This is a genomic window from Vibrio sp. 1562, from assembly GCF_033340155.1.
GTDB classification, from domain to species: domain Bacteria; phylum Pseudomonadota; class Gammaproteobacteria; order Enterobacterales; family Vibrionaceae; genus Vibrio; species Vibrio alginolyticus.
The window spans coordinates 1-589 of sequence record NZ_JAWOVY010000566.1 but is presented as its reverse complement, the minus strand read 5'-3'; the positions used below and the strand labels follow the sequence as shown (position 1 = coordinate 589).

General features: G+C 45.0%; 1 protein-coding gene. It reads left to right on the top strand.

The annotated features are described in order from the left end of the window. Positions 1 to 487: hypothetical protein (locus tag R7Z49_RS26425; RefSeq protein ID WP_318112619.1), on the top strand; the 487-nt coding region annotated here is incomplete at its 5' end. Between the last annotated feature and the right edge of the window lie 102 nt (positions 488 to 589).

Below are 589 nucleotides of genomic sequence, written 5' to 3'. Positions count from 1 at the left end.
TTTTCAACTGGAAAAAACTCGCTGGACGCTCAACCTTTCCACTGAGCAACCAGCGAGTTTCGAGCTACAGCGGGATGGTAAAACGCACTTTATCGGCACCATGGAAGTATTAAACAACGGACAACTCATTGCCGTTCACGATGCTGATTGGCGCTTTAGGCACAAGCCAGAAAAGCTCGAACAATGGTGTCAACTGCACCATTCAGAAACCTTATCCATCAATATGAACTACTACTTTGCTGATGATGCTCTCGTGATCGAGTATTTGGCGAGAAACACGGTTCCAACTCGCCTTGATATCCGTCATACCATCAAACAAGTTGTCGATTCACCTGTCGAAGACAACGAGCAAGCGCGAAGTGCGAAGTGGCAGCACCAAAGAGATGGATTACCAAGTGACTTCTTATCGAAAACCGCTAAGACGGACTTTTTCCGAGAAGCCTTTTCTGCCAAACAATGGATCGTTCTAGAAAACTGTGAGGAATAACGACGACAGTTTTTCCGCTCCAGAATAGACTGATGAAAAAGTAAATTGGTTGAAATATGCAAAACAACGACCCTTTAAAACCCGGCTACAACTTTGACGCAC